At 69.6% G+C, this 26,068-nt stretch carries 28 protein-coding genes; 20 read left to right on the top strand and 8 right to left on the bottom strand.

Going from position 1 to position 26,068, the window contains the following annotated elements:
• Nucleotides 1-69 precede the first annotated feature (69 nt).
• From ACQPYK_RS27090 to ACQPYK_RS27060, 7 genes are read left to right on the top strand one after another with little or no spacing between them, the layout of a single operon-like run.
• Nucleotides 70-540 carry a hypothetical protein gene (locus ACQPYK_RS27090; protein ID WP_433236439.1) on the top strand — a complete coding sequence of 157 codons (471 nt, stop codon included), beginning with the start codon at nt 70-72 and terminating at the stop codon, nt 538-540.
• The gene (locus tag ACQPYK_RS27085) at nt 537-1,766 is read left to right on the top strand and encodes an Nramp family divalent metal transporter (RefSeq protein ID WP_433236436.1); all 1,230 of its coding nucleotides are present in this window, start codon (nt 537-539) and stop codon (nt 1,764-1,766) included. The genes ACQPYK_RS27090 and ACQPYK_RS27085 overlap by 4 nt, the downstream gene beginning before the upstream one ends.
• Nucleotides 1,763-2,146 (top strand): hypothetical protein, encoded by a 384-nt coding sequence (locus tag ACQPYK_RS27080; protein WP_433236433.1) that lies wholly within the window; start codon nt 1,763-1,765, stop codon nt 2,144-2,146. The genes ACQPYK_RS27085 and ACQPYK_RS27080 overlap by 4 nt, the downstream gene beginning before the upstream one ends.
• Nucleotides 2,139-2,486, top strand: a complete 348-nt coding sequence (locus ACQPYK_RS27075) for a hypothetical protein (protein ID WP_433236430.1) — start codon at nt 2,139-2,141, stop codon at nt 2,484-2,486. The genes ACQPYK_RS27080 and ACQPYK_RS27075 overlap by 8 nt, the downstream gene beginning before the upstream one ends.
• Nucleotides 2,487-2,491: 5 nt before the next feature.
• Complete coding sequence (locus tag ACQPYK_RS27070; RefSeq protein WP_433236427.1) at nt 2,492-2,650, top strand: hypothetical protein; 159 nt, start codon at nt 2,492-2,494, stop codon at nt 2,648-2,650.
• A 55-nt stretch (nt 2,651-2,705) separates the two neighbouring features.
• Complete coding sequence (locus ACQPYK_RS27065; protein WP_433236424.1) at nt 2,706-3,887, top strand: zinc-dependent alcohol dehydrogenase; 1,182 nt, start codon at nt 2,706-2,708, stop codon at nt 3,885-3,887.
• Nucleotides 3,888-3,943: 56 nt separating this feature from the next.
• A complete protein-coding gene (locus ACQPYK_RS27060; RefSeq protein ID WP_433236421.1) occupies nt 3,944-4,417 on the top strand; it encodes a hemerythrin domain-containing protein in 474 nt (157 codons plus the stop codon).
• 254 nt (nt 4,418-4,671) lie between these two features.
• On the opposite strand, the gene ACQPYK_RS27055 is transcribed toward ACQPYK_RS27060, so the two are convergent.
• From ACQPYK_RS27055 to ACQPYK_RS27045, 3 genes are all read right to left on the bottom strand, one after another.
• On the bottom strand, nt 4,672-4,959 hold the full coding sequence (locus ACQPYK_RS27055) for a Fe-S cluster assembly protein HesB (RefSeq protein WP_433236418.1): 288 nt from the start codon (nt 4,957-4,959) through the stop codon (nt 4,672-4,674).
• 136 nt (nt 4,960-5,095) lie between these two features.
• Nucleotides 5,096-6,475 carry an FAD-dependent oxidoreductase gene (locus tag ACQPYK_RS27050; RefSeq protein ID WP_433236415.1) on the bottom strand — a complete coding sequence of 460 codons (1,380 nt, stop codon included), beginning with the start codon at nt 6,473-6,475 and terminating at the stop codon, nt 5,096-5,098.
• Between the two features lie 187 nt (nt 6,476-6,662).
• On the bottom strand, nt 6,663-7,661 hold the full coding sequence (locus tag ACQPYK_RS27045) for a zinc-dependent alcohol dehydrogenase family protein (protein ID WP_433236412.1): 999 nt from the start codon (nt 7,659-7,661) through the stop codon (nt 6,663-6,665).
• Nucleotides 7,662-7,754: 93 nt separating this feature from the next.
• Here ACQPYK_RS27045 and ACQPYK_RS27040 point away from each other — a divergent pair, with 93 nt between their 5' ends.
• The gene (locus ACQPYK_RS27040; protein WP_433236409.1) at nt 7,755-8,072 is read left to right on the top strand and encodes an ArsR/SmtB family transcription factor; all 318 of its coding nucleotides are present in this window, start codon (nt 7,755-7,757) and stop codon (nt 8,070-8,072) included.
• Nucleotides 8,073-8,214: 142 nt separating this feature from the next.
• On the opposite strand, the gene ACQPYK_RS27035 is transcribed toward ACQPYK_RS27040, so the two are convergent.
• Entirely contained in the window at nt 8,215-9,711 is a 1,497-nt protein-coding gene (locus tag ACQPYK_RS27035; protein ID WP_433236406.1) for an FAD-dependent monooxygenase, read from the bottom strand.
• 89 nt (nt 9,712-9,800) lie between these two features.
• Between ACQPYK_RS27035 and ACQPYK_RS27030 the strand changes: the two genes are divergently transcribed.
• The 10 genes from ACQPYK_RS27030 to ACQPYK_RS26985 all read left to right on the top strand — a co-directional run bounded on the left by ACQPYK_RS27030 (nt 9,801) and on the right by ACQPYK_RS26985 (nt 20,680).
• The gene (locus ACQPYK_RS27030; RefSeq protein WP_433236403.1) at nt 9,801-10,445 is read left to right on the top strand and encodes a TetR/AcrR family transcriptional regulator C-terminal domain-containing protein; all 645 of its coding nucleotides are present in this window, start codon (nt 9,801-9,803) and stop codon (nt 10,443-10,445) included.
• Nucleotides 10,446-10,851: 406 nt separating this feature from the next.
• Nucleotides 10,852-12,225, top strand: coding sequence for an ABC transporter substrate-binding protein (locus ACQPYK_RS27025; RefSeq protein ID WP_433236400.1), 1,374 nt, complete (start codon nt 10,852-10,854; stop codon nt 12,223-12,225).
• 125 nt (nt 12,226-12,350) lie between these two features.
• Nucleotides 12,351-13,208: a carbohydrate ABC transporter permease gene (locus ACQPYK_RS27020; protein WP_433236397.1), complete on the top strand. Its 858-nt coding sequence runs from the start codon at nt 12,351-12,353 to the stop codon at nt 13,206-13,208.
• 16 nt (nt 13,209-13,224) lie between these two features.
• A complete protein-coding gene (locus tag ACQPYK_RS27015; protein ID WP_433236394.1) occupies nt 13,225-14,208 on the top strand; it encodes a carbohydrate ABC transporter permease in 984 nt (327 codons plus the stop codon).
• Between the two features lie 39 nt (nt 14,209-14,247).
• Complete coding sequence (locus ACQPYK_RS27010; protein WP_433236391.1) at nt 14,248-15,789, top strand: glycoside hydrolase family 13 protein; 1,542 nt, start codon at nt 14,248-14,250, stop codon at nt 15,787-15,789.
• 132 nt (nt 15,790-15,921) lie between these two features.
• The gene (locus ACQPYK_RS27005) at nt 15,922-16,923 is read left to right on the top strand and encodes a hypothetical protein (RefSeq protein ID WP_433236388.1); all 1,002 of its coding nucleotides are present in this window, start codon (nt 15,922-15,924) and stop codon (nt 16,921-16,923) included.
• A 162-nt stretch (nt 16,924-17,085) separates the two neighbouring features.
• A complete protein-coding gene (thyX, locus tag ACQPYK_RS27000) occupies nt 17,086-17,871 on the top strand; it encodes an FAD-dependent thymidylate synthase (protein WP_433236385.1) in 786 nt (261 codons plus the stop codon).
• A gap of 318 nt (nt 17,872-18,189) precedes the next feature.
• The gene (locus tag ACQPYK_RS26995) at nt 18,190-19,464 is read left to right on the top strand and encodes an arginine deiminase (RefSeq protein WP_433236382.1); all 1,275 of its coding nucleotides are present in this window, start codon (nt 18,190-18,192) and stop codon (nt 19,462-19,464) included.
• A gap of 31 nt (nt 19,465-19,495) precedes the next feature.
• The gene (locus ACQPYK_RS26990; protein WP_433236379.1) at nt 19,496-20,212 is read left to right on the top strand and encodes a MarC family protein; all 717 of its coding nucleotides are present in this window, start codon (nt 19,496-19,498) and stop codon (nt 20,210-20,212) included.
• A gap of 66 nt (nt 20,213-20,278) precedes the next feature.
• Nucleotides 20,279-20,680, top strand: a complete 402-nt coding sequence (locus ACQPYK_RS26985; protein WP_433236376.1) for a VOC family protein — start codon at nt 20,279-20,281, stop codon at nt 20,678-20,680.
• Nucleotides 20,681-20,805: 125 nt separating this feature from the next.
• Here the strand turns inward: ACQPYK_RS26985 and ACQPYK_RS26980 are convergent, their stop codons facing one another.
• Together ACQPYK_RS26980 and ACQPYK_RS26975 are read right to left on the bottom strand one after the other, a co-directional pair.
• On the bottom strand, nt 20,806-22,014 hold the full coding sequence (locus ACQPYK_RS26980; RefSeq protein ID WP_433236373.1) for a Cmx/CmrA family chloramphenicol efflux MFS transporter: 1,209 nt from the start codon (nt 22,012-22,014) through the stop codon (nt 20,806-20,808).
• A gap of 277 nt (nt 22,015-22,291) precedes the next feature.
• Nucleotides 22,292-22,699, bottom strand: coding sequence for a pyridoxamine 5'-phosphate oxidase family protein (locus ACQPYK_RS26975; protein ID WP_433236370.1), 408 nt, complete (start codon nt 22,697-22,699; stop codon nt 22,292-22,294).
• Between the two features lie 427 nt (nt 22,700-23,126).
• Between ACQPYK_RS26975 and ACQPYK_RS26970 the strand changes: the two genes are divergently transcribed.
• Both ACQPYK_RS26970 and ACQPYK_RS26965 read left to right on the top strand, forming a co-directional pair.
• Nucleotides 23,127-23,705, top strand: a complete 579-nt coding sequence (locus ACQPYK_RS26970; RefSeq protein ID WP_433236367.1) for an Rv1733c family protein — start codon at nt 23,127-23,129, stop codon at nt 23,703-23,705.
• Nucleotides 23,706-23,856: 151 nt separating this feature from the next.
• The gene (locus tag ACQPYK_RS26965) at nt 23,857-24,060 is read left to right on the top strand and encodes a DUF1918 domain-containing protein (protein ID WP_433236364.1); all 204 of its coding nucleotides are present in this window, start codon (nt 23,857-23,859) and stop codon (nt 24,058-24,060) included.
• A gap of 125 nt (nt 24,061-24,185) precedes the next feature.
• On the opposite strand, the gene ACQPYK_RS26960 is transcribed toward ACQPYK_RS26965, so the two are convergent.
• A complete protein-coding gene (locus tag ACQPYK_RS26960; protein ID WP_433236361.1) occupies nt 24,186-25,208 on the bottom strand; it encodes a zinc-binding alcohol dehydrogenase family protein in 1,023 nt (340 codons plus the stop codon).
• Complete coding sequence (locus tag ACQPYK_RS26955) at nt 25,205-25,939, bottom strand: helix-turn-helix domain-containing protein (RefSeq protein WP_433236358.1); 735 nt, start codon at nt 25,937-25,939, stop codon at nt 25,205-25,207. Before ACQPYK_RS26955 ends, ACQPYK_RS26960 begins: the two co-directional genes overlap by 4 nt.
• Nucleotides 25,940-26,068 lie beyond the last annotated feature (129 nt).

Genomic DNA, 26,068 nt, shown 5'->3' with positions numbered 1-26,068 from the left:
GGCGGCCTGGGGGCAGTTCGCCGTGATCCTGGGTGTGCTGGCCTACTTCCTGCTGCGCCGGCGCGGCACATGAGACGCGCGGAGCCGATACGGCCTGCGGCGGGGCGGCCCGCGAGAGCGGCGCTGAGCCTCGCCCTGGCCGGGATGCTGGCCGGATGCGTCAGCCCGGCCTGGGACGACCACGACTACGGGCTCAAAGCCGGGGCGAGCGCCGAGGCCGTCGCCTCGACCGTGGCGATCGCCGGTGACGCCGTCGCCGGGCAGGACCGGCTGACCACCCCGTACCTGAAGGTCCTGCTCACCGAGGCCGTCACCGACGTGCGGAGCGTGGACGGGCAGTTCGCGGGGGTGCAGCCGCCCAGCGATGCCGCAGAACAGATCAAGAAGGACCTTCTCGACATGACAGGCAAGGCGGAGGACGAGCTGGACGAGCTGCTGACCCAGCTCCGCCGGGACGGTATCCGGGATCCGGCGGGAGCCGTACGGGATCTGCGGGCGCTGGGAGAGGATCTCCAGCGATTCGGAGAGGCGCACAAATGAAAAAGGTGCTCGGGGTCACTCTCGGCATCCTCACCGCGTTCGGCGGCTTCGTCGACATCGGCGACCTGGTGGCCAACGCCCTCGTCGGCTCACGGTTCGGGATGTCGCTGGCGTGGGTGGTGGTGGTCGGGGTCGTGGGCATCTGCGTCTTCGCCGAGATGTCCGGGCGGATCGCCGCCGTCTCGGGACGGCCGGTCTTCGACCTGGTCCGCGAGCGGCTGGGACCTCGGGCCGGCCTGGTGAACCTGATCGCCTCGCTGTTCGTGAACGTGCTCACCCTCGCCGCGGAGATCGGCGGCGCCTCCCTGGCGCTGGAGCTGGCCACCGGGGTGAACTACCTGCTGTGGGTGCCCGCCGTCGCGCTGGTCGCCTGGCTGGTGATGTGGCGGGTCAAGTTCGAGACCATGGAGCGCGTCTTCGGCCTGATGGGCCTGGCCCTGGTGGTGTTCGTCGTCGCCCTGTGGCAGCTCGGTCCCGACTGGGGCGGCCTGGTGGAGCAGGCGACCCGGCCTCGGGTGCCCGCCGACGAGGGCGTGCCCACCTACTTCTACTACGCCGTCGCCCTGCTCGGCGGGGCGATGACGCCCTACGAGGTGTTCTTCTTCTCCTCCGGCGGCGTTGAGGAGCGCTGGACGCGCAAGGATCTGGTGATGTCGCGGGCGAACGTCTTCGCCGGGTTCCCGCTGGGCGGCCTGCTGTCACTGGCCATCGCCGCCTGCGCCGCCACGGTCTTCCTGCCCGACATGGCCCAGGTGGACAGTCTCGGCCAGATGGTGCTGCCGGTCGGCCTCGGCCTGGGGCAGATCGGACTGGCCCTGGTGATCGTGGGCGTCTTCGCCGCGACCTTCGGCGCCACCCTGGAGACCGCCCTGTCCTCGGCGTACTCGGTCAGCCAGTACTTCGGCTGGCAGTGGGGCAAATATGTCCGCCCCCTACGGGCCGCCCGCTTCCACGCCACCCTGCTCGTGTCCATGGTCGTCGCGACGGCGCTGATCCTCACCACCGTCGACCCGATCAAGGTGACCGAGTACTCGCTGGTGTTCTCGGCGGCCGCCCTGCCGCTCACCTACCTGCCGGTGCTGATGGTCGCCAACGACTCCGACTACATGGGCGGCAAGGTCAACGGCCGCTTCAGCAACTTCCTGGGGACCGTCTACATGGTGCTGCTCGTCGTGGTGGCGGTGGCGGCGATCCCGTTGATGCTCGCGACGAAGGCGGGGCAATGAAGGCAAGAGTGATCCACGCCCTGCTGCACCTGCTCGACCGGCAGGTCATGCGGGAGGACGACGAGCACCTGCTGTGCAAGGTGGACGATCTGGAACTGGCGCTCGACGCCGACGGCAGGCCGTACGTCACGGCCGTCCTCGCCGGGCCGCTCGCGCTGGGGCCGCGCGTCGGAGGGGTGGCCGGCCGGTTGATGGTCGCGGTGACGAGGCTGCTGCGGTCCGAGCAGGACCCCCGGCCCTACCGGATCGACATGGTCGACGTCTCCGCGATCGGCGGCGCCGTGAAGGTGACCCGCGGCCACGAGCCGCTCTCGCTGGAACGCTGGACGGCCGAGCACGTCATCTCCAGGATCCCGGGGGCCGGCCATGCGGATGAGTGAGCTGATCGGCCGCGTCGTGCACGACGCGTCAGGCGAGGTGGTCGGGCAGGTGGCCGACGTGCGGCTGACGCAGAACGGCCCGATGCTCGGCCAGGTCCAGCACGCCTTCGCGGTGGACGGGTTCGTCGTCGTGCCCCGGCACACCGGGCAGCTTTTCGGCTACGAGCGCGCGGTGGCCGACCACGGCCCGTGGCTGGTCCGCGCGGTCATCCGCAGGCTCCACCGGCACAGCGTCTTCGCCTCCTGGGAGCAGGTCGCCGACCTGTCCGACGGACGGGTACGGCTGAGCGTCCCGCGGCGGGAGCTCCTCCCGCTGCGGGAGCTGGCTCACCGGGAATGATCCGTTTGAGCTCGTCAGAGTGGGTAGGAGGACATCGCCGCAGCTCAAGCGTCAAGGAGTACGTCGAGACGGGCTTCACCGAGGTCTACGTCAGCCAGATCGGTGAGGAGCAGGACGCCTTTTTCGACTTTTACGCCAAGGAGGTCCTGCCGCGCGTGCGCTGAGCGACCCGGCCCCGCCAACGGCACATCTCGCACCTTCGGAGGATAGGAGGAGGGCATGAAGGCTCTCACCTGGCACGGCAAGCGTGACGTACGGGTCGAGGAGGTTCCGGATCCGGCGATCAAGGAACCGACCGACGCGATCGTCAAACTCACCACCACCGCGATCTGCGGCTCCGACCTGCACCTGTACGAGGTCCTCGGGCCCTTCCTGGCGGAGGGCGACATCCTGGGCCACGAGCCGATGGGCATCGTCGAGGAGGTCGGCGCGGAGGTCACGCACATCAAGCCCGGTGACCGGGTCGTCATCCCGTTCAACATCGCCTGCGGCCACTGCCGCATGTGTGAGATGAAACTGTTCGCCCAGTGCGAGACCACCCAGGTCCGCGACCACGGCATGGGCGCGGCCCTGTTCGGCTACACCAAGCTGTACGGCGAGGTGCCGGGAGCGCAGGCGGAATACCTGCGGGTCCCGCAGGCCCAGTTCGGCCCGATCAAGGTTCCCCAGGGGCCGCCGGATGAGCGGTTCGTCTACCTGTCCGATGTGCTTCCCACTTCCTGGCAGGCGGTCGCTTACGCCGAGATCCCCGACGGCGGCACCGTCGCGGTCTTCGGCCTGGGGCCCATCGGGCAGATGTGCGCCCGGATCGCCAAGCACCTGGGCCACCGGGTCGTCGGCGTCGACGGGGTCCAGGAACGGCTGGAGATGGCACGCAGGCACGGCGTGGAAGTGCTGGACGCCTCGGTGACCGGTGACGTCCCGGAGGCGATCCGCGAGCTGACCGGCGGGCGGGGCCCCGACTCGGTCATCGACGCGGTCGGCATGGAGGCCCACGGCTCCCCGGTCGCCAAGCTCGCCCAGACCGTCACCGGGTTCCTGCCCGGCGCGATCGCCGCCCCGCTGATGTCCACTGCGGGCGTGGACCGGCTCGCCGCGCTCAGCCAGTCGATCGACACGGTACGGCGCGGCGGCACGGTCTCGATCATCGGCGTCTACGGAGGCATGGCCGATCCGATGCCGATGCTGAAGATGTTCGACAAGGGCATCACCCTGCGGATGGGCCAGGCCCATGTCAAGCGCTGGATCGACGATCTGATGCCGCTGGTGACCGACGACTCCGACCCGCTCGGAGTCATGGACCTGGCGACCCACCGGCTCCCGCTGGACCAGGCCCCGCACGGCTACGAGATCTTCCAGAAGAAGCAGGACGGGGCCATCAAGATCTTGCTGACCCCGTAGCGGGATCCGCGGGTCCCCGTGACCCGCGGACGATCACGGACTCACGAGAGGAAACCATGGACGCCATCGTGCTCCTGAAGGACGACCACAAGACCGTCGAGAAGCTGTTCAAGGAGTTCGAGAAGGCCGGAGACCGGGCCTACCAGAAGAAGCGGGACATCGTCGACAAGATCATCCAGGAGCTCACCACTCACGCCTACATCGAGGAGCAGATCTTCTACCCGGCGGCCCGCGAAGGCGCTCCCGACACCACCGACCACGTCCTGGAGAGCGTGGAGGAGCACCACGTGGTGGTCTGGATGCTCTCCGAGCTGAAGGGGATGGACCCCGCCGACGAGCGCTTCGACGCCAAGGTCACCGTTCTCATCGAGAACGTGCGCCATCACGTGGAGGAGGAGGAAGAGGAGTGGTTCCCCAAGGTGCGGGAGGCCATGGGCCGTAAGCGGCTCCAGGAGCTCGGCGAGCAGATGGAAAAGGCCAGGGCCGAGGCGCCCAGCGACCCGCTGGCGGTGAGCAGCGCCGCGAAGTAGCCGTCCTCATGCCGCGGTTTCCGTGCGGCCCGCACGAAGCGTGTCCGTGACGGTTTCCGTGCGGCTCGCGCGAAACGCGTCCGTGCGGTTCGCGCGAAACGCGTCCGCGAAGCTTTTCGGCACCGGAAGGCGCAGGCGCCTTCCGGTGCCGGGGACGGGGATGCCCTCGGCGCCGGGAGGCGGCGATGACAGGGCCCCGGCCGCTGGGTGGCCGGGGCCCTGTCGCGGTCTCCGCCGCTGCCGGGGACCTCGTGTCAGGGGCGTTGCTCGGTGACGAGGAAGGCCACCGATCCTCCCTCGTCGATATCCGCGTCCAGGGATTTGTCGTCGAGCATGTCCGCGGCGGTGGCGTCCAGGAAGATTCTCGCGCCTTCCGTCTCGACCACCTTGTCGTCGGATTCCGGGCCGTCCACGATGGACAGCAGTAGGGATCCCGTGCCATCGGCCTGGGAGGAGATGCGGACGCCGGTGTCGGCGGAGTCCGCTACCTGAGAGCTGAGATCCCGGATCACCTGAGCCGCGGTGTCCGTCAATGTGAGCATTGTGACTCCTTGTCGGGATCGGGTGGGAACCCTTCGCCCTTTCCCGCTCTGAACTCGCCCAACCATCTCCCGCGGCATTTCCACCGTCGGGCGTGAACACCGTTGGGCATGAACACGGTACGTCCGTGAAGCGAGGTCAGCCCTGCCCGCCGAGCCGCTCGACGCGCTCGGCCGTCTTGCGCGCGGCGATCAGGACCGGGTCCCACACCGGGGCGAACGGGGGAGCGTACGACAGGTCGAGACCGGTCATCTCCTCCACGGTCATCTCGTGCCAGACGGCGACGGCCAGGGTGTCGATGCGCTTGGCGGCACCCTCCTGCCCGATGATCTGCGCGCCCAGCAGGCGACCGGTCCGGCGGTCGGCGATCATCTTGGTCCGCATCTCGCGTGCCCCGGGGTAGTAGCCGGCGCGGGTGCTGGACTTCACGGTCTCCTCGACCGTCTCGAACCCGGCCTCGGCCGCCTCGGCCGTGGTCAGTCCGGTGCGCGCCACCTCGTACTCGCAGATCTTCGACACCGCCGTCCCGACGACGCCGGGGAATCCGGCGTACCCGCCGCCGATGTTGATGCCCACGACTCGTCCCTGCTTGTTGGCGTGGGTGCCGAGCGCGATCGCGACCGGTCGCCGGGAGACCAGATGGAAGGTCTCCACGCAGTCGCCGGCCGCCCAGATCCCCTCGATCGCGGTGCGCATCCGCCGGTCGGTCCGGATTCCGGAGGTGTCGCCGACGGGAACACCGGCGGCTTCGGCCAACGCCGTGTTCGGGCTGGTGCCGAGGCCGAGGACGACCAGGTCCGCCTGCATGCTCCGGCTGCCGGTGTGGACCGCGGTGACCCGTCCCCCGGATTCGGAGAAGCCCTCGACGGACTCGCCGAGAACCACCTTGACCCCCAGGGCGCGCAGGGCGTCGGAGATCAGGGAGCCCATGTCCGGGTCGAGCGTGCCCATCGGCTGCTCGCCCGCGTCGACGAGCGACACCTCCAGACCTCGCCGGAGCAGGGCCTCGGCCATCTCCAAACCGATGTAGCCGGCGCCGACCACCACGGCGCTGCGCGGGCGGCCGGTTTCCAGGGCGCGCAGCAGCGCGACACCGTCGTCGAGGGTCTGCACGCCGTACACGCCTCCGGCCTTCGCGCCGGGCAGGTCGGGACGGTGCGGCAGGCCGCCGGTCGCGATGACGAGCTGGTCGAACGGCTCCCGGTATCGGCGACCGTCCCGGTGGTCGCACACGGCCACCGTGCGACGGTCGAGATCGATCTCGGTGACCTCACTGCGCAGCCGCAGGTCGATGTCCAGCTCGTCCCGGAAGACCTCGGGCCGGCGGGCGATCAGCGCCTGGGCGTCGGGAACCTGCCCGCCCACGAGATAGGGGATGCCGCACGCGGAGTAGGAGGCGTGCTCGCCCTTTTCGAAGGCGACTATCCGCAGGTCGTCCGAGTCGCGTCTGTTCCGTGCCTGCGAGGCCGCGCTCATGCCCGCGGCGTCGCCGCCGATCACCACCAGTCGTTCTGTCACGGTCCGTCCATTTCCCGAGAGCCTATGGTGATAAGGACTTCCTCACCTGGCTGCTCCCAAACAGCGGGCCGCCGCTCTCCTCGTCCGGACCGAAGTCTCCGAGGCCTGATCCGCATGAGCGGCCTGCACCGCCGGGCGGCGGCGAAGGCTCCGTGCACGGCGAAGGCGATCGTGTTCCGCGCCGGTGTCAGTGGTCCACGGTGACCACGATCTTGCCGAACCGGGCGCCGGACTCCATGTACCGGTGCGCCTGCACGATCTCCTCCAGCGGGAACAGGCGGTCCACCGTCGGACGGAAGATCCCGGTGCGCAGGCCCGAGGAGATGAACGCCACGGCGCGGCGTATCCGCTGCGGGTCCCTGGTGATCTCCAGCATCGTGAACGTGCGCATGTTCAGCGCGGGCATGCCGAGATCGAATCCCGGATAGGGCGTCGGCTGCCCGCTCAGCGCGCCGTACAGGAACAGCGTTCCGTCGGCGGCCACGGCCCTGGCCAGGTCGATCACGCCCGGTCCCGCGACGGCGTCGAAAACGTACTCGGCGCCTTTGCCCCCGGTGAGCGCCAGCACTCGACCGGTGACGTCTTCCTCGTCCGAAACGATCACCTCGGCGGCTCCCTCCTCGAGCAGCCGCTCCTTCTTGTCGCTGGTGCGGGTGATCGCGATGGGGGTCGCGCCCACGCGGTTGGCCGTGTGGATCGCGGCCAGGCCGACGCTGCTGGAGGCCGCGTTCAGCACCACCGTGTCACCCGCCCGCATCCCGCCCACCTCCACCAACGCGCCGTAGGCCGTGAGATAGGGCATCCACACCGCCGCGCCGGACACCGCGTCCACCCCGTCGGGGCGGGGCAGGAGCGCGGTCGCCGGCACGATCGCCCGCTCGGCGTACACGCTGTAGTCGTTCTGCGAGAAGGACGGCAGGACGCTGACCGCCTGCCCCTTCTCGAAGCCGGCCACCTCCGGGCCGACCGCCTCGATCACGCCGGCGGCCTCGGCGCCGAGGCCGCTGGGCAGTTGCTTGACCGTCTCGATGTACTGGCCGCTCCGGAACAGCATCTCGGCCCTGTTGATCCCGATCGCGTCCACTCGGATCCGCACCTCGCCCGGTCCCGGCTCGCCTGTCTCCAGGTCCTCCAGGCGCATCACCTCGGGGCCGCCGACCTCGTGGAACCGCACAGTCCTCGCCATGTCCTCATCCTTCGCTCGCGGTGAACGCGGCCCACTGTAGTCGCAGAAGTACGATTGCTGTCAAACTTTGATGAGTGTCGTATTATTGGGCCCATGGGACGTACGCCGCCGCACCCAGAGGTGTCGCAGTTCGATCTCCAGCAGGTGCTGGAGGCTCTCGTCGATCCGGTACGCCGGAGCGTCGTCATGCAGCTCGACGCAGCCGGAGAGGACTTCGCCTGCGGCACGTTCGACCTGCCGGTCAGCAAGTCCACCGCCACCCACCATTTCAAGGTGCTGCGCGAGGCGGGCCTGATCCGGCAGTACTACGTCGGGACCTCGCGGATGAACGCCCTTCGCCGCGCCGAGATGGACGAGGCGTTCCCCGGCCTGCTCGACGCCCTCGCGGCGCGCCGGGCCAAAGGAGGCTGACCCCGTCGACCGGCCGTGCCCGGCGTGCTCCGTCGGGCCGGAGCGCTCCACGACGCTCAGGCTTGCCGAGATGGCCAAGAAGGCAGGGGCGAGCGAGGCGACCCCGTGATGGCCTGACACGCGCCCGCGCTACCGGCCGTGATCAGCGGGCGGGGCCGAACCAGGTGGTCAGGGCCGTGCGGAGGGAGACGGCGTCGGCCCCCGCACCGGCGGGTGCGGTCCAGGCGACGTGGCCGTCGGGTCGGATGAGGAGGGCGGCGGGGGCGGGGACCTCGCCGATGACCGGGATGGCCCAGCGGTTGTCGTGGCATCTGGCCTCGACGAGGTCGACGCGATCGGCCCAGCCTCTGATGGCCTCCGGCAGCCCGGGGTCGCCGCCGAGGTCGAGCAGGACGGGCCGGGCGGCGTGCAGCAGGCTGAAGAGGCGGGCGTCGCCGGCGGAGGTCTTGAGGTCGAGGTCGGGGACCCGGCGGCCGAGCAGAGGGTGCCCGTCGCCCATCGGGTAGCGGATGTCCAGCGCGGCGATCATGCCGCCCAGTCGCCGGTTGACCTCGTCGAGCTCGATGAGGCCGCCGAACACCTCGCGCAGCGCGGTCACGTGCTCGCCTGGCTGCCCCAGGACCGTCTGGGCCCGCGTGTTCTGCAGCACCCGTGCGGCGACCGGGTGCCGTTCGGTGTGGTAAGTGTCCAGAAGGTCCTGCGGCGCCTGGCCGTGCAGCACCGAGGCGAGCTTCCAGCCGAGGTTGACGGCGTCCTGCACCCCCGTGTTCAGTCCCTGGCCGCCGGCGGGGAAATGGACGTGCGCCGCGTCACCCGCCAGCAGGACCCGGCCCCGCCGGTAGTTCGCGGCCTGCCGCGCGGCGTCGCTGAACCGGGAGATCCAGCGGGGGCTGTGCATGCCGTAGTCGGTTCCGGCGATCCTGACCAGCGCCTCCCGCAGGTCCTCGAAGGTCGCCGGAGCGTCCCGGTCGGCGACACGGTCGAACTCGTTGGTCATCACCCGGTACCAGCCCGGCTCGAACACCAGCACCGAGAAGGAACCGTGCTCCCGGCGCTCCTGGAAGACCTGCTCGGCCGGCGGCTCGGCGAGCTCGACGTCGCCGAGCATCGCGGTCATCGTCGCGGGAGTGCCGGGGAAGTCGATGCCGGTGAGTTTGCGCACCGCGCTGCGCCCGCCGTCGCAGCCCACGAGGTAGTCGGCGCGCAGCCGCCCGGAGCCCTCGGCCCCCCGCACCTCGACGTCGACGCCGGCGTCGTCCTGCGCGACGCCGACCACCTCCGACGACCAGCGCACCCGCACGCCGAGCTCGGCGGCGCGCTCTTCCAGCAGTCGCTCGATGGTGACCTGCAGGATGGCGAGCATGTAGGGATGGCGGGTCTCGAACCGGCTGAAGTCCATCCACAACGCGGAGAAGTGCCCCGCCTGGAGCCGGCGCCCGACGTCGAGGAACCGGCCGGCCAGTCCCCGCTGGTCCAGCACCTCCATGGTCCGGGCGTGGATGCCGCCCGCCCTCGACTCCCCGGTCCGTCCGGCGAGGCGGTCCAGCACCGTCACCTCGACGCCCGCCAGCCGCAGCTCGCAGGCGAGCATCAGGCCGGTCGGTCCGCCACCGGCGATGACCACGTTCGACTTGCTCACGAGCTTCTCCTTAACGACGTTAAATTTAACGTCGTTAAGGATCCATTGAACGATGTTAAGCTGTCAAGCGTTCCAGGTGGGAGGCCGAAATGAAGATCAACTATGAAGTGATCGCGCGGACCTCCCTGCGGCTGCTCAACGAGGTGGGCCTCGACGGGCTCACCATGCGGCTGGTGGCCAAGGAGCTCGACGTGCAGGCTCCCGCCCTCTACTGGCACGTCAGGAACAAGCAGGAGCTGCTCGACGCCATGGCCGGGATCATGCTCGCCGAGGTCGTCGAGGGACTGGAGCCGCCCGCGCCCGGCTTCTCCTGGCCGGACTGGCTCGGTGGATCGGTCCGGAGGCTGCGTCGGGTGATGCTCGGCTACCGCGACGGCGCCCGGGTGCTCGCCGGCACCAACGTGACCCATCCGGCGGTGTTCCAGATGATGGAGCTGACGCTGCGCGCCATGCTGGACGCCGGGTTCCCGCCGGACGAGACCGCGCGGGACTTTCCCGTGCTTCTGCACTACACCGTGGGCTACACCATCGAGGAGCAGGCGCGCGGCGGCGCGTCCTACGACGGGGACAACCCCTACCGCCCGGAGCGGCTCGCCGAGCGACTCGACCCCCGGCGATTCCCGCTCGTAGCGGGGGTGTTGGACGACCTGTTCGACCCGGACGCCGACGCGGGCTTCGAGCGCGGCCTGCACATCATCCTCTCCGGCATGCGGGTGACCCGCTCCGGGCACTGACCGCTCTTCAGGGCCCCCTCCTCCGATCTTCCCTCTCCGCTCTTCCGTACTTCCTTCTCCGCCCGCCCGGCTCCACCGCCCGCCGGAGCCCTGCCGGTTTCCTGGCAACCTCACGCCCGCTCGCCATCCCCGGCGGGCGACGACCCGTGGTGTCTCTGCCGCACGCGGCGTTAAAAAACATGACAAAAGAGAGACTCCATCGCGCATCCCTACGCAAGCAGTCGACTTCTTTCCCTGAAGTGACCGTATTGCCGCAGGTCTGTCCCGTGCCCGTCGCGCTGCAGGGGTGTTGTGCTCGAGTGGCGGCTAGCTAGCTGTCATTTTTTTGCACTATGCATGACGGCCTCTTGCTAGGTCCTGCACGTCTCTATATGTTTCTCGCAACCGACCCGCCAAGGAGTCCCCTATGAAACCCCGCAACCTCTCGATGCTGCTCGCCGCGAGCATCGTCCTCACCGCCGCAGGTTGCGGCAGTGACAACGGCGGCGAAAAGGTCGCCGCGACCAAGCCGGGCACCACGGCCGCCGACGCCCCGGTCACGATCACCGTCGGTTGCCAGCCACCCAAGAGCAACCCACTGGAGCGCACGGCATGGGACGAGGACGTCGCCGCGTTCCAGAAACTGCACCCGAACATCACGATCGAGAGCAAGGACGCCTTCCCCTGCATCAACCCGGACACCTTCCAGGCGAAGCTGGCCGGCGGGACGATGGAGGACGTCTTCTACGTCTACTTCACCGACGCCCAGAAGATCATCGCGGCTGGTCAGGCGGCCGACATCAGCCCCTACGTCAGCGGCGTCACCAGGCTGGGCGACCTGAGGCCCGACGTCATGAGCGTCTTCAAGAACGGTGACAAGACCTACGGGCTGCCCAGGACCAACTACTCGACGGGCCTGGTCTACAACCGCAAGCTGTTCACCCAGGCCGGTCTGAACCCCGACACCCCGCCCAAGACCTGGGCCGAGGTGCAGGAGGCGGCCAAGAAGATCACCGCGCTCGGCCCCGGCCACGTCGGATTCGGCGAGTACAGCGCGGGCAACACCGGCGGCTGGCACTTCGCCGCCTCCCTGTACGGCCGCGGCGGCGAGATGGTCGGACCCGACGGCAAATCGGCCGCCTTCAACAGCCCGGAGGGCAAGGCCGTTCTGGAGAACCTCAAGAAGATGCGCTGGACCGACAACAGCATGGGCGCCAAGCAACTCCTGCAGTGGGAGGACCTGATGCGCATGATGGGCGGCGGGAAGCTCGGCATGATGATCGGCGCTCCCGATGTCGTCCAGTCGGTCAACAACGATTTCAAGGGCAAGTTCGACGACTACGGCGTGGCGGCGCTGCCGGAGGCCAAGGCCTCGCTCAGCGGCGGCGACGGCTACCTGTTCAACCCCAAGGCGACACCGGAGCAGATCAGGGCCGGTCTCCTCTGGCTGGAATACCACGAGCTGACCCCGGACCAGGGACAGTTCAACTACGAACGCAACAAGGGCCAGGGCCGTCCCGTCGGCCTGCCCACCCCGGACCTGTACGGCGACACCGCCCCCGGCAAGCAGATCGTCGAAACCCGCAAGAAGTTCGCCACCATCCCGGTGGAGCACTTCACCCCCTACGCGGACGCCTCCGTGACGATCCAGAACAAGCTCGAACCGCCGAAGGCACAGGAGCTGTACGCCATCCTCGACGTGGCCATGTCCGCGGTGCTGACCCGGCAGGACGCCGACATCGACAAGCTGCTCGCCGACGCCGAGGCGAAGGCCGACAAGGTGCTCGCCAAGTCCAGCTGATCCTGTGATATCCGGGGTGCCGGCCGGCCGGCACCCCGCCAGACGTCGAGATCGGAAGTCAACCGATGACCACAATGACCGTGAAGGGATCACGGCGGCGAGACCCGGGGGCGTTTCGGCGCGGCGTGCGACGTAACCTTACGGCGTACGGCTTCCTCTGCGGAGCGCTGATCTGCTTCGCGTTCTTCTCCTGGTACCCGATGGTGCGGGAGATCCTGCTCAGCTTTCAGCAGACGAACTTCGTCGACCCGCCCACCTGGGTGGGACTGGACAACTTCCGCACGGTGGCCGAGGACGCGGCGTTCGCCGACGCCTGGATCAACACCGCCGCCTTCACGGGCCTGGCGCTAGCCTTCGGATACGTCGTGCCCTTCCTGGCGGCGATCATCCTCAACGAGCTGCGGCACGCCAGGGCGTATCTCCGGTTCGTGGTGTACCTGCCGGTGATGCTGCCACCGGCCGTCGGGGTGCTGCTGTTCAAGTGGTTCTACGACCCGGGCCCCGGCCTGTTCAACCAGATCCTGGACCTGGCGCACCTGCCGGCGCTGAGCTGGCTGGACTCCACCGACACCGCGCTGATCTCCCTGGTCATCGTCTCCACCTGGATGAACCTGGGAACCGGGACCCTGATCTACCTCGCGGCGCTGCAGAGCATCCCGGGCGAGCTGTACGAGGCGGCCGAGCTGGACGGAGCCGGTCTCTTCAAGAGGGTCTGGCACGTCACGATCCCGCAGACCAAGCTCATCCTGCTGGTGATGCTGTTGCTGCAGATCGTCGCGACCATGCAGGTCTTCATCGAGCCGTACCTGATGACCGGCGGCGGCCCGGAGAACGCGACGCTCACCGTCGCCTATCTGATGTACCAGTACGCCTTCAACTTCGGAGACTTCGGCGCCGGCGGCGCGCTGGGACTGATGCTCATGGTCGTGCTGATGGTGTTCTCCGCCTTCTACCTGCGCATCTCGCGGGACAACCAGAGCTAGGGAGGCCGTGGCACCCATGTCGAACCTCACCGTTCAACCGAGCCGCCCGGCTTCGGCCCCGCGGCCGGAGCCCGCCGCCGCCAAGGCCCGGCGCGGCGCCCGCAGGCGGTCCAGGGAGGTCACCCCGCAGTTTCGCGGAGTGGTCTCCCCGCACACGCTGAAATCCCCCCGCGGACGAGTGATCTACTGGATCGTGCTGGTCGCGGTGGTGGTGAGCTTCACCGCGGCCTTCGTGTTCCCCCTCTACTGGATGGTCACCGGCGCGCTGAGGTCGCCCGAGGAACTGGCTCAGATGCCGCCCGGCTTCTTCCCGGAGTCGCTCGACTTCGAGGTCTACGCCGAGGCGTGGGACCAGCTCAACCTGGGCCGCTTCCTCGGCAACACACTCCTGTACGCCGGCGGCTCCCTGCTGTTCACACTGGCCGTCGACGTCACGGCCGCCTACGCCCTGTCCAAGCTGCGGCCGGTGCTGGGCAATCTGATCCTGGGCCTGATGCTGGCCACGCTGATGATCCCGCCGATGGTGATCCTGCTGCCCGCCTACCTGACGGTCAAGGACCTGCCGATCTTCGGCTGGGACCTGCTGAACACACCGTGGGCGATCTGGCTTCCCGCGGCGGCCAACGGGTTCTACATCTTCCTGCTCAAGCGCTTCTTCGACTCGATCCCCAGGGAACTGCTGGAGGCGGCCCGGATCGACGGCGCCTCCCCGGCGCGGATCCTGTGGTCGATCGTCCTGCCGGTGTCCCGGCCGATCATCGGCGTGGTGTCCATCCTCTCGGTGGTCACCTGCTGGAAGGACTTCGTCTGGCCACTGCTCGTGCTGCCGGACAGCGAGAACATGTCCATCAGTGTGGGCATCGCCTCACTGTCGGCCCAGATGCCGCAGAACGTTCTCATCGCCGCACTGGTGATCGCCAGTTTGCCCGCCATCATCGTCTTCTTCGTCTTCCAGCGCAGCATCATGGCCGGCCTGACCGCCGGCAGCCTCAAGGGCTGAGCTCGTCACCTACCTTCAACCGCAAGGAGTTGTCCCAGCATGTCCGAAACGTGGTGGCGGGGAGCCGCGATCTACCAGGTCTATCTGCGGAGCTTCGCCGACGGCAACGGCGACGGGGTCGGTGACCTCGCGGGTCTGCGGGCGCGCCTGCCGTACCTCTCCGGCCTGGGAGTCGACGCGATCTGGCTCAACCCCTGGTACCCCTCGCCGATGGCCGACGGCGGCTACGACGTGGCCGACTACCGCGACATCGAACCGTCCTTCGGCACGCTCACCGAGGCGGAGGAGTTCATCAAGGAGGCCCACGAGCGGGGCATTCGCGTCATCATCGACGTGGTGCCCAACCACGGCTCCGACCAGAGCGTCTGGTTCCAGGAGGCGCTGGCCGCCGGACCGGGGTCGACGGCCAGGGAACGGTTCTGGTTCAAGGACGAGCCGAACGACTGGAAGTCGATCTTCGGCGGCCCGGCCTGGACGCAGGTTCCCGACGGGCAGTGGTACCTGCACCTGTTCGCGCCCGAGCAGCCCGACTTCAACTGGACCGATCCGGAGGTCCACCGGGAGTTCCACGACGTGCTGCGGTTCTGGTTCGACCGCGGCGTCGACGGCATCCGGATCGACTCGGCCGCCGTACTGGTCAAGGACTTCGACGGCGGTGACCCCGAGGGCTACACCGACCTCGCCGAGGTGCACGACATCTACCGGAGCTGGCGCCGGCTGTCCGACGAATACGACGAGAGGCTCCTGGTCGGCGAGGTCTGGTTCCCCGACCAGGAGCGCTTCGCCCGCTACCTGCGCCCCGACGAGCTGCACACCGCCTTCAACTTCGATCTCCTGGGCTGCGCATGGGAGCCGGCGGCGCTGCGCGCGTCGATCCGGCAGACCCTGGCCACGCACGGACCGCTGGGCGCGCCGCCGACCTGGGTGCTGTCCAACCACGACGTCGCCCGCCCGGTCACGCGGTACGGCAGGGCCGACACCTCCTGGGACCACGGCGACCGCAGGGACGGAGTGCCGTCCGACCTGGAGCTCGGCCACCGGCGGGCCAGGGCGGCGGCGCTGCTCGCCATGGCCCTGCCCGGCAGCGTCTACGTCTACCAGGGGGAGGAGTTGGGCCTGCCCGAGGTCGAGGACATCCCCGGCGAGCTCCGCCAGGACCCCATATGGCACCGTTCCGGGCACACCGTCCCCGGTCGCGACGGCTGCCGCGTGCCGCTGCCCTGGTCGGGGGATGAGGCGCCGTTCGGCTTCGGCACGGGCAAGCCGTGGCTGCCACAGCCTGAGGCATGGAAGAAGGTCACCGTCGAGGCCCAGGACGCGGATCTGGGTTCGATGCTCAACCTCTACCGCAGCGCGCTGCGCCTGCGCCGGGAGGAGCTCGGCGACGGCGCCCTGAACTGGCTCGACACCGGGGACGACGTGCTGGCCTTCACCCGCGAGTCGGGCCTCGCCTGCGTGGTCAACCTCGGTCCCGAACCGGTGGGACTGCCGCCCCACGACACCGTGTTGCTGGCCAGCGGTCCGCTCGACGCCGAGGGAGAGCTTCCCTCCGACACCGCCGTCTGGCTCCGCATGCTTTGATCGGCTCCGCCCCCGGCCCGCGCGGGGGCGCACGGGCCGGGGGCGGCGGACCCTCCTCCCGTGGGCGGCTCTGAGGTGCCGGTTCGCCATCGCCCGCCGGGGATTGTCGGAGGTCTCTGGAATCTTGACGACATGACCGTCTTTGTCTACCGCAGTCACTACGAAGGCCCGTTCAGCAAGCGGGTTCGCCGCCTTCCCGACGCCACGGTGCTCACCTGGTTCCGGCGGAGCTGGGTGGCCGTGGTGGAAGAGGGCCACGACGCCGACGCCTGGATCGTCGACGAGCTCGGCGGGCCCGTCTACGGGTTCCGCTCGATCTTCGATGCCGCCCGCCGCGACGCCATCGAGGCCCCCGGCACGTGGCAGGAGCTGCGCGACCTCCTGCAGCGGCATCTCTACGTCGAGGGCGAGGTGCGGGCGGACGAGCTGAGCGTGCGGGTGCTGACCGACGACGACGAGGTCGAGCTCGCCTACTTCTTCCTCGACGACTCCCTCGTGGCCGACCGCGCGGACCGCCTGGCCTACCTGGTCCACGACGGCTGGCCGCTGCCCGAGACCATCGGCGGGGCGCGGTCCGGCGTGTTCGTCCCGCCGGTTCCGGTCGAGGAGCTCGCCGCCGCCCCGCCCGGGGGAGAGGGCGCCACCTACGCGGTCCTGCTGACGTTCTGCGACAGCGAGAGCATCGGCTGGCTGGTGCCGTGGTCCTTCCCCGGGGTCCGGCTGCCGGAACTCGCGGCGCACCTGCGGGTACTCGAACCCCCGGCGGCCGGCTGGCCGAGGGAGCTGCTGGCGTTGCGTGCGCTGACGGCGTCCGACGACGACGGGATCGGCCCGGCGCTGGACCGCTGTAACCGGTGGCCGGAGGCCGAGCACCCTCTCGTCGGCGACCACCGGTCCGTCCACGACCTCTCCATGCGGGTGCTGGAGACGGCCGAGCTGGAGCGGGGCCGCGATCCGCGGAGCACCCTGCTGCGCGACTCCTCCCATCTGGCCCAGATGTCGATCCACATGAACGACTTCTTCGGCCACCAGCAGTGGTTCCTGTTCGACGACGTGTGGGCCGCCGGCAACGAGGACCTGGCGCGATCCCTGCTGCGCTACGCCCACGGCTGGGACCCGCTCGACGCCGGGTGAGCCCGGCGGTCGGCGCCGGATCCGGGCGGCGCCGGCGAGGCGTTCCCCCTTCGATCCCCTTGACGCGGTCGCCGGCCCCCGGCCCGTCACCCGCCTGATCGGCCGGAGGCGTGACATGGCAAACTCGAGCCGCCCGTTTCCCAACTGCCTTGGATGGTCACGTTGCGTCGTGTCGAACCCGAGATCCGTCTCATCGCCCGCCCCCAGCTGGACTACGACGAGGTCGCCGGCTACCTCGCCGAGGTCGGCGGGGAGAGCTGGTTGGAGCGAGTGGACCGCGGCGAGCTGGACGACGCGCAGAACCTGGCGGAGTTCGCCGGCCGCATCTGCTACCGATCCTGGGAGCCCGGGCTGAACCCGAACGTCACCCGGATCCGTACCGACCAGGAGGAGTACCTGCGCAACATCCTGGCCAGCGCGCACGGTTCGGTGCTGGAGCATCTCAACTTCTCCTTCGCGCTGCACAACGTCAGCAGGGTGGCCACCCACGAGCTGGTCCGGCATCGCGCCGGCGCCGCGGTCTCCCAAGAGTCACTGCGCTTCGTACGCCTTGACGACCTGCCGTTCTGGTTCCCGCGGTGGGCCGAAGGGGACGCCGAGCTGATGGGGCGCGCCACGGCCTTGCTGGAGCAGATGGAGGCGTTCCAGCGCTGGATGGCCGAGCACTTCGACCTGGACCGTGAGGGCGTGCCCTTCGCCGAGAAGAAGGCGAAGACGTCTTTCATGCGTAGATTCGCCCCGGAAGGGCTGGGGACGGGGTTGGTGTGGACGGCCAACGTCCGCACGCTGCGCCATGTCATAGAGAACCGGACGGCGCCGGGGGCGGAGGAGGAGATCCGCCTGATCTTCGGCCGGGTCGGGGAGCTGATGGTCAAGGAGGCTCCCGCCCTGTTCGGCGACTACACCGTTCAGGACGGTGCCTGGATCCCCGGGTGGCGCAAGGTCTGAGGCGCCGCGCTCGCGCCGCCGGGCCGGCCGCGCCGGGGGCACCCACCACCGTGCGACGAGGGGGCGTCGTAGACGGAGGTGGCGTGCGTCGCGGCCGGCCCGGCGGCGCTCCGGTTCGCCCTGGTTTCTGCCTTGTAGACGTATACATGCCATTAGCCGAGCTTTTCGTGGTCGGGGCACGGGTACGCGGCGGGGCAGGGGTGATTCGGGGGGTGCCGTCACGTGGTCGGCATGGGCTGCCGTGGGCAGCCCGTCTTTTCGTGATCACGCGGACTCCGCCGTGCACCCGAGACAGGGACTTCCCATAGACGGGGCATCATGGTCACGAAATACGGGGTTCATTCGGAGGTCGGCAGACTCCATCAGGTGATCGTCCATCGCCCGGATCTGAGCCTGAAACGACTGACGCCTTCGAACAAGGACGACCTGCTCTACGACGACGTGCTGTGGGTCAGCCGCGCGCAGATCGAGCATGACGCGTTCGTCGCGGTGATGCGCGAGCGCGGGATCGAGGTGTTCCACCACCAGGAGTTGCTCGCCCAGGCGCTGGATACCAGCCCCGAGGCCAAGCGGCACGCCGTCGAACGCACGGTCACCCACTTGTCGGTGGGTCCGGTGCTGGTCGATGAGATCCGCAGCGAGCTGGCGAGCTGGGACGGGGAGAAGCTGGCCCGGCACCTGATCGGCGGGCTGACCAAAGACGAGTTCTTCGCCGAGGCCCAGGCGGGCAGGGAAGGGTTCGACGAGCGCTGCCTGGTCGCGGCGATGGGCGACCCGAACGCGTTCATCCTGCCGCCGTTGCCCAACACGCTGTATCAGCGCGACCCGTCGGCATGGCTGTACGGCGGGGTGTCGCTGAACCCGCTGTTCTTCCACGCCAGGCGGCTGGAGACGATCAACCAGAGCCTCGTCTACCACTACCATCCGATGTTCGCCGGGGACGGCTTCGCCTACTGGTATCCGCCGATGGGCGATGACGGCAGCTTCGACGAGGAGGACTTCGGCCAGGCGTCGCTCGAAGGCGGCGACATGATGCCGATCGGCAACGGAGCGGTCGCGATCGGGGTGAGCGAGCGCACCACCACGCGGATGATCGAGCACATCGCGCTGGCGCTGTTCGCCCAGCAGGCCGCCACGCGCGTGATCGCGGTGAACATCCCGCCGCATCGCTCCTACATGCACCTGGACACCGTCTTCACCCTGCTGGACGTCGACAAGGCCACCGGTTACCCGCCGGTGGTGGACAACGCGGCGGTGTACTCGCTGCGCCCCGGCGACAAGGACGGAACCTTGGAGGTCCACCGCGATCCCGGCCTGGCCGCCGCGATCGCCGACGCCCTGGACATCGGCAAGCTGGAGGTGATCCCCACGGGCGGGGACGACTACCAGCGGGCACGGGAGCAGTGGGACAGCGGCAGCAACTTCGTCGCCCTGGAGCCCGGGGTCGTCGTGGGTTACCACAAGAACGAGTTCACCAACCACAAGCTCCGCGACCACGGCGTCGACGTCTTGGAGATCGAAGGGTTCGAACTGGGCAAGGGCCGCGGCGGCGGGCACTGCATGACCTGCCCGATCCTGCGAGACGGCCTGTGACCGTCCGTCGCCTCCGAACGGGAGGAACGCGGTGAGCAGCCACCCCGCGCTGATTTTGTTCCTGGCCCTGTTCGGCCTCTACAGCCCGGTCGCGGCTCTCGCCTCCTACCTGCCGATCGTGCGCCCCTTCGGCGACGCGCAGGTCACGCGACTGTCCCTGGGGCTCGCCCTCAACGTCGCGGTGTTCGTGCTGGCCGCCATCTGGGTCGGCGAACCGCTGCTGAAACTCCTGGGGATCAGCACCGCCGCGCTCACCGCCACCGGAGGCATCGCCCTGGCCTATGCCTCCATTCCCCTCATGCGCGGCAAGGCGGGCGCAGTCGAGGAGCTGGAAAAGCAGCAGCGAGAGGAGCTGGAAGAGCAGCGGCACGCCGTATCGGGCTCCGGCCCCGGCCCCGTGTCGAATCCTGTGCCGGATCCTGTGCCGGTGACCGGGTCAGGACAGTCGGTGCTGTTCACACCGGTGACATTCCCGCTGACCGTAGGCGGGACCACCTTCGCCTTCGGCGTGGCGGCCTCCGCGGAAGCCTCCGGCCTCCAGGACAAGGTGCTGCTGTCGGTCGCCGCGATCGCCTTCGCGATTGTCACCGGCCTGACTCTCTACATGGCCGGCCATGTAGAGCGCCGCATCTCCCTGCAGGGCGCGATGATCCTCGACCGGGTCGCCGGCATCCTGCTGACCGCCATCGCCGTCATCCTGCTGGCCAACGGGTTCACCGACCTGGTCGTCGCACGCCTGAATCGGTGACGGCCAATGAACCGCCCTCCGGGACGCCTCGTGGTGGTGGGGCGCCCGGTGTGACAAGGTCGTCACATGCTCAAGGACAGCCATGTCGCCACCCGGCTCCCGGCCCAGGATCTGGAGCGGGCAAGGGCGTTCTACGCGGACAAGCTCGGTCTCGAACCCGTCGAGGAGCGACCCGGCGGTCTGCTCTACCAATGCGGCAGCGGGCGGTTCGAGCTGTTCGCCTCGACGGGCGCGGCCTCGGGCGACCACACACAGATGGCCTGGGTGGTCGACGACATCGAGGCCGTGGTCGAGCAGTTGCGAAGCCGGGGCGTGGTGTTCGAGGAGGTCGACGTCCCGGGCCTGCGGACGGTCGGCGGCATCGCCCGCGTCGAGGGAAACTACCCGTCGGCCGGTGTCGGCGAGCGGGCCGCCTGGTTCCGGGACAGCGAGGGCAATCTTCTCGGCATCGGCCAGCCCGTGCGCTGAGGGCGCCGTCCCGAGACCGGGCGCTCCACCGGCCGAAGCCGGCGACCGGATCCCGGTCCTTCCTGGAAACCCGCCCCGGAGCGGTGCCTTCGGCGATGGGCGAGCGGGACGGCGCGAGGCCGCGCTCATTCGCAGAGCGCGGCCTCCCTCAAGGCCGGGGCGGTCATCGCGGCGCCCTCCCGCGAAGATCGCCGGTGCAGCGCGGCGCCGACGGCCACGGCGCCGAGAGCCGCCAGGCCCAGCGCGGCACCGGTCCAGGCGACGGACGGGTAACCGAGTCCCGCGCCGAGGGCCAGCCCACCGAGCCACGGAGCCACCGTGATACCGATGTTGAACGCCGAGGTGACCGTGGCGCCGGCCAGCGTCCGGGCCTCTCCGGCGAGGGAGAAGACACGGACGTTCAGCGCGGGGTTGATGGCGAAGCCGAAGCCGCCCAGCAGGAAGACCAGCACCACGACGGCGGCCGCGTTGGTGGTGGCCAAGGCCAGTGCGACGGAGACGATCACGATGCCCGTCACGGCCGCGTAGAGGGTGGCGAAGGGGTGCGCGTCGGCGACCCGGCCGCCGATCGTGATGCCGATCAGGGATCCCACGCCGAACAGCGCCAGTACGGCGGGGACCCAGGCCTCGGGCAGGCCCGTGGTGCCGGTCAGCAGCGCCCCGAGATAGCTGAACGTGACGATCACGGCGCCGAACGCCAGGGAGATCGTGCCGTAGGCGAGCCAGAGCCGGGGATCGGCCATGACCCGCAGCTCCTGCCGCAGGCGGGGCATGGCGTCCTGGGCGGGCCGGCCGCCGGGAACGGTGGCCGGCACACCGATCGCCATGAGGGCGGACAGGGCGGCCACGGCCCAGAAGGCGGCTCGCCAGCTGGAATGCTGACCGATGAACGTGCCGGCGGGGACACCGACGATGGTGGCGACGGTGAGGCCGCCGGTGACGATCGCCAGGGCCTTGCCGCGGGCGTTCGACGGGACCATGCCCACCGCTGCGACGGACGCCACCGCCCAGAACCCCGCGTAGGCGAAGGCCCCGACGACTCTCGTCGTCAGCAGCAGGCCGTAGCTCGACGTCAGCGCGCCGACCACGTGGGTGAGGACGAATACGGCAAGGAAGGCCAGCAGCGCTGTACGGCGCGGCCATCGGAGGGTGACGACCGCGAGCAGGGGAGCGCCCACGACCATCCCGAGGGCGAAGGCGGAGATCAGCAGCCCGGCATCGGGAATGGACACCCCGAGGTCGCCGGCGATCTCGGGCAGCAGCCCGGAGAGCATGAACTCCGAGGTTCCCTGGGCGAAGATCGCCAAGCCGAGGATGTAGACGGCTAGGGGCATGAAACTTCTCCAAGATTGCAGAATATTCAGTTCAGAATTAGAGATGAGACGTCAATGATTCCGGAGGGGGTGTGGCGAGATCGCCCGATGTGTACGGTGACGGCTTGCCGGTGCGACTACACGGCGACCGTAACATATTTAAGAATGATAGGTCTAATATTGAGAATGGGGTAAGCCGCGGGAAGCCTTGACCATCGAGGTCGCGCCCGCGCCTGCCTGCCCGGCTCGGCGGATGTTCGGCCGTGCCGGCGTCATCGGCGTCCACGGCCGCCCCGCCCTATCCGCGGATACGGCGTCCGGAGATCTGTTCGGTCCGCATGAGGATGAAGTGATCCAGATTCCCGGGAGCCCATGCCGTCAGCGGCAACGTCGACAGCCGGACGATCTCCGCCGGGTCGCACACGGCGCGCGCGTGTCCCACGGCGGTGACCGACCAGCCGGTGCGCGCCCGCAGGTCGAAGTCGTCGGCCTCGAACGCCACCACGGCATGGCGGGTGGCGGCGGCGAGCTTGGACTCCCCGCCGGTGCGGATGACGATGTCCTCGCCGTCGAGGCAGAAGACGACCGGCTGTACCGCGGGAAGGGCGCGGTCGGTGAAGACGATCCGCCCGATGGGCGTCGAGGACAGCAGTTCGATGCACTCCTCCCGGGAGAGCACGTCCAGACCGGCTGAATCGACTTTCATACCTTCAAGGTTCACCGGCCGCTCATGTTCGCGATAAGGGTCGAAGGTCCTCTCATTCGGGGCGATCGGCCTCCATCGTCGCCGCCGGGGTCATCGTCCGGGCGTGGTGGCGTGTGCCCGGCCTGGACGGTCCCCGAGTGGCCGAACGATGGGCGAGAACGCCTGCACGTGCGACAATGCCGCGAGGAACCTCACTCACGGGCGTGCCGCGGAGCGTCGGGCCGCGCGTATGACCGCACCGCCGTACGGTGTCGCGCGGAAAGGCCGGGGAAGGAATTGTGGAAGGAGTTCGGGGAAGGAACCGAACGTGCCGGCCGGCGGTCGGTGAGGCCGAAAGTCCCGGTCGGCCACGTCCAAAGACTCTGGCCGTGCCGCGTGCACGTGCTGGACTGTGAAAATGTGTACATCGGCGGCAGGAGGTGGCCCGATGCGCTCCTTTACTCGTTGGGCGATGCGCTGCCTGTATCTTCACCGCTTTGACGGCAACCCGTTGCGCAGACGCTCGGACCGGATCGACACGGTGATCGTGCTGGCGAGCCTGATGATCTTCATCGGCTGCCTGTGGCCGGCGGTCGCGCTCGGACGGCAGGTCTACGCGAACGGCCTCAAGGCCGAGCTCGTCGGTCCGGGACACCGGCAGTCGGTCGTCGCCGAGGTCGTGGACCCGGTGCAGGGCACGGGCTGGCGGCCGCGAACGGTGCGCTGGACGACCCCGCAGGGGAGCCAGCGCACAAGCCAGGTGGTGCTCTCGCCGAGCACGCCCGCAGGTTCCCGCACCGAGGTCTGGATCGACGGGGCCGGCAAACCCACGACGGCCCCGCAACGGCATGTCAAGACGGTCACCGACGCCGCGGTCACCATGATCACGGTGACCGGCGGGGCGGGGGCGGCCCTGCTGCTCTGTCTCGCCGGCGCGCGAGGGCTGCTGAACCGGCACCGCGACGCCGAATGGGAGAGAGCGTGGGCTCTCGCCGACCAGCGGTGGCGCCGGCCGCGGCAGACCTGACGGCGGTGGGAACATCCGGCCGAAGCCGTACGGGGACCGTGCCGTCCGCGCCGGCTCCCCGACACGGTGACGGGGAGCAGGAACGGGCCCGCGGTATGCGGCTCTCCCCGGGGAGAGCCGCGGCGATGGTCGCAGACGAAAGGAGACCGCGATGAAGGCAGCGGTAGGAGACAAGCTGATCGTTGAGGGCACCCGCCACGGCGAGACCCGCCGGGTCGGGGTGATCGTGGAGTTGCGTCACCCGGACGGCTCCCCGCCCTACATGGTGCGGTGGACGGGCGCCGATCAGGTGAGCCTCGTGTTTCCCGGACCGGACGCGCACGTGTTGTCGGAGGGGCACGTACCGGCCGGATAGCGGGCTCGATTCCCGATCACGGCGTCATGCCCGATCACGGCGTCATGCCCGGTCCGGCGTGAGCGTCGTGGCGTCCTCATGCGTCATGCCCGGTCCGGCGTGAGCGTCGCGGTGCCCTCACCGGGTCACGACGAGCTCGGCAGGAGTACGGCGGCGCCCTCGACGCGGCCGGCGGCCAGGTCGCCCAGCGCCTGATCCGCCGCGTCGAAGGGATAGGGCACGGTCGTGACCCGCGGGGGATGGGTCGTGGCGAGCTTCAGGTAGGCCCGGCCGTCGGCGCGGGTGTTGGCGGTGACGCTACGCAGCGTTCGCTCCTGGAACAGGTGGCGCTGGTAGTTCAGCACCGGGATGTCGCTGAGATGGATTCCCGCCACGGCGAGGGTGCCGCCCCGGTCCAGGGCGGCCAGCGCGACGGGCACCAACTCCCCGGCCGGTGCGAACAGGATCGCGGCGTCCAGCGGTTCGGGCGGGCTGTCGGCGGCGTCACCGGCGGAGGCCGCTCCCAGCGCCAAGGACAGTTCGCGGGCCCTGGCCGATCGGGTGAGAACGTGCACGGTCGCGCCCTGGGCGATGGCGACCTGCGCGGTCAGGTGGGCCGAGGCGCCGAAACCGTAGACGCCCAGACGGCCGCCGGCGGGCAGATCACAGCGGAGCAGGGCGCGATAGCCGACGATCCCGGCGCACAGCAGCGGCGCCAGCCGTTCGGCCGGCGCGTCCTCCGGGAGCGGGTAGACGTAGTCCTCGGGAGCGGTGAGATAACGGGCGTAGCCGCCGTCGGCGTCCCAGCCGGTGTAGGTGGACGCCGGGCAGAGATTCTCCGCTCCCCGCAGACAGTAACGGCAGCGCCCGCAGGTCGAGCGGAGCCAGGCCACGCCGACGCGAGTGCCGGACGCGAGCCGTACCGCGTCCGGACCGTGCGCCGCCACCCGCCCCACGACCTCGTGACCGGGCACGGTTCGGGGGCGTCGCGGGAGCAGGTCGCCCTCGGCGAGGTGGAGATCGGTACGGCAGACCGCACATGCCTCGACCTCGACGAGCACCTCGCCCGGGCCCGGCACGGGAACCGGGATCCGGGCGCGCTCCAGCGGCTGGGAGGCGATCGGCCCGGGGCGGGCGACCACCCATGCGTCCATCTCGGCAGGGATCATGAGGCGTGCCGGATCCGGCGGCCGGTGATCTCGACGGGGGAGATCCTGATGTACAGGTCGCGCTCACCGCCCGCCCACGGCTTGACGTCCGGGGCGTCGGCCCCGGTCCGCTCCCGGGCGGAGAGGGCGCCGGTGGGCTCGCCGGCGGACTCGTCAGTGGGCTCGTTGGCAGGTTCGTCGGTGGGGACAAGGCGGGCGCCGCCCCGCAGCAGCACGCTCCAGCCGCCGCGGTCGGCGTCATCGATCCGATCGACCTCGAAGGCGACCTTGAAGTCGACTCCGCGGGTCCCGGTGCGCAGGGCGTCGTCGAGCGGACCGCCGAACGCGGTGCGGAAGATCACCGAACCGTCGTGCAGGACGTAGTTGACCGGAAGGATCGCCGGCCCGCCGAGGTCGTTGAAGGCGATCCGGCCGACGCCGCCGGGGGCGATCAACCGCAGGCACTCGTCCGGCTCCAGCTTCTCCAGCCAGGCGTGGGCCGCGGCGTCCCCGCGGCCGGGAGGAGAACCGGCGGTTCGGCCGAGCAGATCATCGGTGCTGGTCTCCAGGGCGACGGCCAGACGATGGACGGTCTCGGACGCCGGCGACGCGGCGCTTTCCTCCAGGTAGGCGAGGTATCCGGCGTCGATCCTGGCTCGACTGGCCAGCTGCTCGCGGCTCAGCCCCAGCTCCTTACGCCGCCATGCCACTCGGCGTCCCAGGTCGCCGGGGGCCGTCATGTGTCCGGTCATCGAAGTCTCCCAACGAGAGAAGAACATGATCATGAAATATGGTCTCCGCCGCGGCGCCGGCGCCCGGTGACCCACCGGCGTCCTCATCTCCCGGTCTGCCCCGCCGGAGTTCTCCCACGTCTGCATCCC

The organism is Streptosporangium sp. CA-135522 (assembly GCF_050949235.1).
GTDB lineage: Bacteria > Actinomycetota > Actinomycetes > Streptosporangiales > Streptosporangiaceae > Streptosporangium.
The sequence above is the reverse complement of the archived record's forward strand: the minus strand, read 5'-3'. Positions and strand labels throughout refer to the sequence as shown.